The organism is Intrasporangium calvum (genome assembly GCF_028446585.1).
Taxonomy (GTDB): domain Bacteria; phylum Actinomycetota; class Actinomycetes; order Actinomycetales; family Dermatophilaceae; genus Intrasporangium; species Intrasporangium calvum_A.
The window spans coordinates 22,787-29,249 of record NZ_JAPFQL010000044.1; the positions used below are offsets into that span (position 1 = coordinate 22,787).

Genomic DNA, 6,463 nt, shown 5'->3' on the forward strand with positions numbered 1-6,463 from the left:
GCGCTCGGGCGTTGTGGCGGTCGGCCGCGATCTGGGCCCGGAGGGCACGCGAGACGTCAGTGCCAGGTCACCACTGGTCGTGGCGTCGCTTGTCCCACCGCTGCTCGAGGCGGTCCATGAAGGAGCCGGACTTGCCGCCCGCAGCGCCTCCCTTGGCCTTCTTGCGGGGGGCGGCAACTTCTCCCTCCGGGCTCACGGAACGCAGCGGCTGCTTGGCGGGAGTGATGGCCCATACGATGCCGGCGACCATGGCGGCGAAGCCGACGGCGCCGAGCCAGATGTTCGAGCTCATGGCCGCAAAGATGATGAGCGCGAGGCCCACGACTCCGGCGGCAACACCCACGACGATTCGTCCCCGGCCGAGCGCGCGCGACTTCGTCTTCTCGATCCGCGATGCGAATCGCGGGTCCTCGGCATAGAGGGCCTCCTCCATCTGCTGGAGCAGTGCCTCCTCGTGTTCCGAGAGTGCCACCTGGCACCTCCCTGTCCTGCGGTGTTGTCGACTCGACCGTCCTACGACTGCTCGTCGTAGGAGGCTCTCCCTTTCAGGATAGGTCTCGTTTACCCTCCTGTGAACCCGAACGAACCTATGTGGCGGAGGGTTCCTCGCTCGTCGACGAAATCGGCTCAGTCTGGGGGCGAGGCGCGTCGGCTCAGCGCCTGGACCGGCCCGGTGGCCGCGAGCGACCGGTGGGGTCGGGCGCAGGGGCCTGCGGGGCGACCGACTCGGGGATCAGGCTCGCGGGGCGCACGACGCCGGCGCCGAACCGGGCGCTGGCCCGGTCGACGGCCCGATCCGCCTCACGCCAACCATGCTCCGGCTCGTCGAGTGCGGACTGGATGGGGGCGGCGCTGGCGGGAACGAGTCCCTCGAGCCGGACGCCGACCAACCTGATGCGGGCCCGCTGGAGGCCGAGCCGGTCGAACAGCTCGACCGCGGTGGCGAAGATCTCACGGGAGACGTCGGTGTGGTGCCGCAACGTCTTGGCCCTGGTGATGGTCGTGAAGTCGGAGAACCGGACCTTGATCGAGATGGTGCGCCCGGCCATGCCGGCCGAGCGGGCTCGGGCCGCCGTGCGGTCGGCGAGCCGGAGGAACTCGCGATGGATGCGAACCGGGTCGTCGATGTCGTGCGCGAAGGTCTCGTCCGCCCCGATGGACTTCTCGCGGCGTTCGGGGACCACTGGACGCGGATCCCGACCCCAGGCCAGGTCGTGCAGGTTGCGGCCGAGGACGTCCCCCAGGGCCCGTTGCAGGGTCTCCAGCGGCGTGTGCGCCAGGTCCGCCACGGTGCGCAGACCCAACCGGTGCAGGTGCTCCTCGGTCTTGTCCCCGACACCCCAGATGGCACCGACCGGAAGCTGGTGGAGGAAGGAGACGGTCTCATTCCTGGGGACGACGATGAGGCCATCGGGCTTGGCGAGCGCCGAGGCCAGCTTTGCGACGAACTTCGTCGAGGCGACACCGACCGAGCAGGTGATCCCTTGCTCGTCCGCGATCGTGTCGCGCAGTCGCTCGGCGATGGAGGTCGGGGGCCCGAGACGACGGACGGCGCCGGCCACGTCGAGGAAGGCCTCGTCGAGCGACAGCGGCTCGACGTGCTCGGTCACGGCAGCGAACGTGGCCATCACCGCATCGGAGATGGCGGCGTAACGCCGATGGTCCGGAGCGATGACGACGGCCTGCGGGCACAGCCGCCGGGCCCGGGCCATCGGCATGGCTGAGGTCACCCCGAACGCCCGGGCCTCGTACGTGGCGGAGAGGACCACCGACCGACCCCCCGCCCCGCCGATGATGACGGGCTTGCCGCGCAGGTCGGGTCGGGAGATCAGCGAGGCCGACGCATAGAAGGCATCCATGTCGACGTGGAGGATGGTGCAGCCGGTGTCGTCCGGAGGCCCCTCCTCGGTGCGGGTGGGTGCGGTGAACTGACGTCGGCTCATGGCCGGACCCCCGCACGGACCGGACCACGGGCGTGGCTGGCCGAGGGGCCGGGCTCAGTCGCGGCGGGCGATGAGGTGAAGTCCATTTCCGAGGGTCCGGAGGAACTCGCGGCCCGGACCTGCCACGAGGATCTCGTCGAGCTCGGCCAGCGCCACGCGGTCCGACTCCGAGTCGATGAGAGACGCCGGCACGAGGTGGCCGAGGATGTTGGTGCCGCGGACCTGGACGACGGTGAGTCCAGCGCTGGTGAGGAGCTCCTCGAGCTGGTCGAGGTCGAAGCGCCGTGGGAGCGGGTCGGTGCGCCCCCACCGGCCGTCGGGGTCGAGGAGGGCAGCCCGCGCCTGGGCGAACTCCCCCGCGATGGCCTTGGCGAGCACGACCGCGAGCCGCCCCGCGACGAGGAGGGAGAGGGTGCCGCCGGGGCGGAGCACGTCGGAGATGGCGCGCAACGTCGTCGCAGGGTCGTCGACGAACTCGAGCGCCCCGTGACAGCAGACGAGGTCGAACCGACGTCCGGACAGCACGCTGTCGAGCGAGTCGCCGTCGCCCTGGATCGCGGCCAGGTTGTCGTGGATGCCGGCCTCCCGCACCCGGCGGGCGAGCGCCGCCAGGGCGTCCGGGCTGGGGTCGACGACGGTGACCTGGTGGCCGTCCTCGGCGAGGGGCACTGCGACACCGCCCGTGCCGCCCCCGAGATCGAGCACGTCGAGCTGGCGCCCGAGGATGCGGGCCTCCTCGTCGGCGTGGGTGCGCACCGAGGAGACGACGGCGGACAGGCGGGCACCGACGCGGTGTTGCGGATGCTGCTCGTCTGGCACGGCGTCCTCCAGGTCTGGGGGCAGGTTGGTGGCAGGTTCACCCTAGTGCCCCGAGCTTCCCGGGCTCGCGTGCCACAGCTTGCGCGGCGGCCCTTGTGGGAGGTCAGCGGGAACGAACGAGGCGGCGCTTCGGGACCCACGGACATCGCCGCCGGCCGGCCGGACATCGGCATAGGGCGACTGTCTGAAACCGGAGGCATGGACGAGCACCCGACGCCCGGCAGCGGTCTCCCCCACGCCGAGGGCCCGGTCGCCCTCGCCCGCCTCCTGGGTCTGCTCCACCCGTTCCCGGGCGACCTGGTCGGCGACCTCGAGGGCGTCCCGCACGGCCGTGACTCCTCCTGCGGTCCAGGCATCCTGCAGAGCGCTCAGCTCCCAGGCGCCAGTGGCACGGATCGACAGTCCCCTCGGGCCGGTGCGTCGCACGATGCCCCGGCAGAGCAGGAGCCAGGAATGGAACACCGTCGATGCATATGGACCCTGCACGTCCTCGAAGAAGGTGAGGTCGACCGGGCCGGTGGCGTCGTCGAGGGTGAGGAAGACGACCCGGTGCCCGGACCGGATCGGTGGGGTCTGCGTCGCGACCTTGACACCCGCCACCCAGACTTCGCGACCGCTGCGCCCGGACAGCAGCTCGTCGGCCCTGGTCACCCCGAGCGCAGCGAGCATCGGGCGGTAGAAGTCGACGACGTGTCCGCTGGCGTCGAGCCCGAGGACCTCGAGCTCGGCTCGCACCCGTTCCGGGCCGGTCATCTCCGGCAGGCCGCTCGTCGCAGTGAGCTGGGGCGTGTCCCCGAGGTCCAACGTCAGCTGCACCGGCAGCTGCGACGGAACCGGGGCAGGTGCCTGGGACTGCGCTGCCGCGAGGGCCCGGATGTCACCTGATGCCGTCACCGAAGTGGTCCGCCCCCGGTGCGAAGCCGTGGTGGCGCCCCGGTCGGTCACGCTGCGCCTGGCCACGGCCCGGCCGGCCCGCGACGTCCGACGCTGGGACGCAGACCACCGATCCAGCTCGGCCACGTGCAGGAGCAGGTCGCGCCGCGTGATGCGGCCACGTCGGCCCAACCCGCTGCGCGACACCGTCGCGTCCCGCTGCCTCATCCCGTGCGACCCGGTCCCGCCCGAACCACTGCCACCCGAACCGCTGCCACCCGAACCGCTGGCCGGAGCTCTTCCCAGGCCCCCGGTGACGACGCCTCCCGTGACGATGTCGTGGAGGGAGTCGAAGGCCCCGGCGAGGACGAGCCGCTCTGCCGCCGGCCGGGACACCCCGGCCCGCTGCCAGAAGTCGGAGAGGCTCGCGTAGGGCTGTCCGGCGACGATGCCGGCGACCTCCAGGTCGGTGATCCCGCGCACGTCGGCGAGGGAGAGGCGAATGGCCTCGCCCCCGTCCTCGGTGCGCTCGAAGCGGTACTCGCCTGTCGAGACGTTGACGTCGAGCCCGAGGATCGTGATGCCGAAGGCACGCGCATCGTCGAGGATGAGCCGCTTCGGATACATCCCCGGGTCATGGGTGAGCACCCCGGCGAGGAACGCGGCCGGGTGATGGGTCTTGAGCCACGCGGACTGGTAGGTCGGCAGGGCGAACGCAGCCGCGTGAGCCTTGCAGAACCCGAAGGACGCGAAGGCCTTGAGGACGGCCCAGATCTGGTCGACCTCCTCGCGGGTGTAACCGCGGGCACGGGCGGCGGGCCGCCACCACTTCTCGACCTCGCCCTGGCCCTGCGGCGAGCCCAGGGCCCGGCGCACCTCGTCCGCCTCGGCCAAGGTCACGCCGGTCGTCTCGGCCACGAGCTTGAGAACCTGCTCGTGGAAGACGACGACCCCTTCGGTCTCCTCCAGGGCTGGCACCAGGGTGGGGTGGAGGTAGGCCGGCTCCTTCCACCCCTGTCTCGCGTTCAGGAAGGGCACGATCATGTCGCTCTTGACCGGGCCGGGCCGGAAGAGGGAGATGTCGATGATGATGTCCTCGAAGGTCTGCGGCCCGAACTTGCCGATCAGCTCACGCTGCCCCGGGCTCTCGATCTGGAAGCATCCGAGCGTCCGGGTCGACCGGATCAGCTCGAAGGTCTCCGCGTCGTCGAAGGGCACACTGGTCTCGTCGTCGAGATCGACCCTGGTCCCATCGACCCGCTCCACCTCGGTCACCGCATGAGCCATCGCCGACTGCATCCGGATGCCGAGGATGTCGAGCTTGAGCAGGCCCATCGCCTCGACGTCGTCCTTGTCGAACTGGCTCATCGGGAAGCCGAGCCAGCTCGCCTCGACCGGTGTCCGGTCGAGGAGGCCTGAGTCGGACAGCACCACGCCGCACGGGTGCAGGGCGATGTGGCGGGGCAGCCCGTCGAGCCGCTCGACGATGTCGTACATCAGCTGGAGCCGGGGCACGTCGAGCCCGCTCGCCCGAAGCTCGGGCAGCTCGGCGAGGGCGTTGCGGACGTTGCGGGCCGCGATGTGCGGGAAGGCCTTCGCCATCGCGTCGATCTCCTGTGGCGGCAGGCCAAGGGCCGCCCCGGCATCGCGGATGGCGTGGCGCACGCGGTAGGTGTCCATCATCGAGACGCAGGTGACCCGTTCACCACCGAAGTGCGCGAGGACGCGCTCATAGATCTCGGTGCGCCGCGCGGACTCGACGTCGATGTCGATGTCGGGCAGCTCCGCTCGGAGCGGTGAGCAGAACCGCTCCATGAGCAGGCCGTGCCGCATCGGCTCGACCCCGGAGATGCCGAGCAGGTAGTTGACGAGCGAACCCGCGCCCGACCCGCGCGCCGCGACCCGAACCCCCATCTCGCGGATGATGTCGCAGACCTGCGCCACCGTGAGGAAGTAGGTTGCGTACCCGAGCGTCTCGATCACCTGCAGCTCGTCCTCGAGCCGCTCACTGACCGCCGCGAGCTCGTGGGCGCCGTGGTCGGGATAACGCGTCGCGATCGACTCGCGACAACGCCGGGCCAGCACCGCCTGCGGGTTGGCACCCTCGCGAATCCCGAGGACGCCGGGCTCGGGGAGGTGGACCGAACCGATTCCCAGATCGGCGCGGGGATCCTGGATGCACTCGGTGGCCAGTGCGGTCGTGCGGGCCACCAGTTCAGCGGCCCGTTGACGGACCAGCGGCCCCCCACCCACCAGACCCGGCCCCGAGACCTGCACCACGTCGCGCGCGAGGGCGTGCATGACCGGGGTCGGCGAGAGGTGCCCGGCGGTCGTGACCCGGTCGAGGTGGCGCTCGTCGAGGGCGACCAGACGGCGCGCCGCGTCGAGGACGTCGACGATGGCGGCGTCCTGGGGATCGGCATGCCGCACCGCAGCGGTGAGCACCGTGGGAACGCCGACCTCCGCGGCGAGGGCGAGCATCCGACCGGCCTGGCCGAGGCTGCCGGGCAGGTGCTCGGGACCGCCATGGCAGACGACCTCGACGACCAGCCCGTCCCGGGGCAGCAGGTCGCGCCACCGTTCCAGGATGGCGCGGGCGAGGGACTGCTTCTTCGCCAACACCGCCCGTCCGACGTCGGAGTCCGGTCCGAGGAACACGACGAGGGGGGAGCCCGAGACTCCCCCGGTGGTGTGCTCGGCCAGCAGGCGGGCGGTGGTGACCGGGTTGCCGCGCTCCCCACCCAGGTGGGTGTCGGTGACCAGGCGGCAGAGCGCCGCCCAGCCTGCCCCCGGGGGCAGGCCGCCACGGCTCCCCCGGGCCAGGACGG

4 protein-coding genes are annotated in these 6,463 nt (G+C 71.5%); all 4 read right to left on the minus strand.

All coding sequences use genetic code 11. The features are described from left to right. Positions 1 to 67: 67 nt before the first annotated feature. Complete coding sequence (locus tag OO014_RS11295) at positions 68 to 472, minus strand: DUF3040 domain-containing protein (protein WP_272462419.1); 405 nt, start codon at positions 470 to 472, stop codon at positions 68 to 70. Between the two features lie 181 nt (positions 473 to 653). Then, entirely contained in the window at positions 654 to 1,943 is a 1,290-nt protein-coding gene (dinB, locus tag OO014_RS11300) for a DNA polymerase IV (RefSeq protein WP_272462420.1), read from the minus strand. A 54-nt stretch (positions 1,944 to 1,997) separates the two neighbouring features. After that, positions 1,998 to 2,762 carry a class I SAM-dependent methyltransferase gene (locus tag OO014_RS11305; RefSeq protein ID WP_272462421.1) on the minus strand — a complete coding sequence of 255 codons (765 nt, stop codon included), beginning with the start codon at positions 2,760 to 2,762 and terminating at the stop codon, positions 1,998 to 2,000. A 42-nt stretch (positions 2,763 to 2,804) separates the two neighbouring features. Beyond that, positions 2,805 to 6,463, minus strand: a 3,659-nt coding sequence (locus OO014_RS11310) for a DNA polymerase III subunit alpha (protein WP_272462422.1), incomplete at its 5' end; no start/stop codon positions are given.

Coding starts and splice junctions, on each gene's coding strand:
- dinB (WP_272462420.1), bottom strand. CDS start 1,943: ATGAGCCGACGTCAGTTCACCGCACCCACCCGCACCGAGGAGGGGCCT.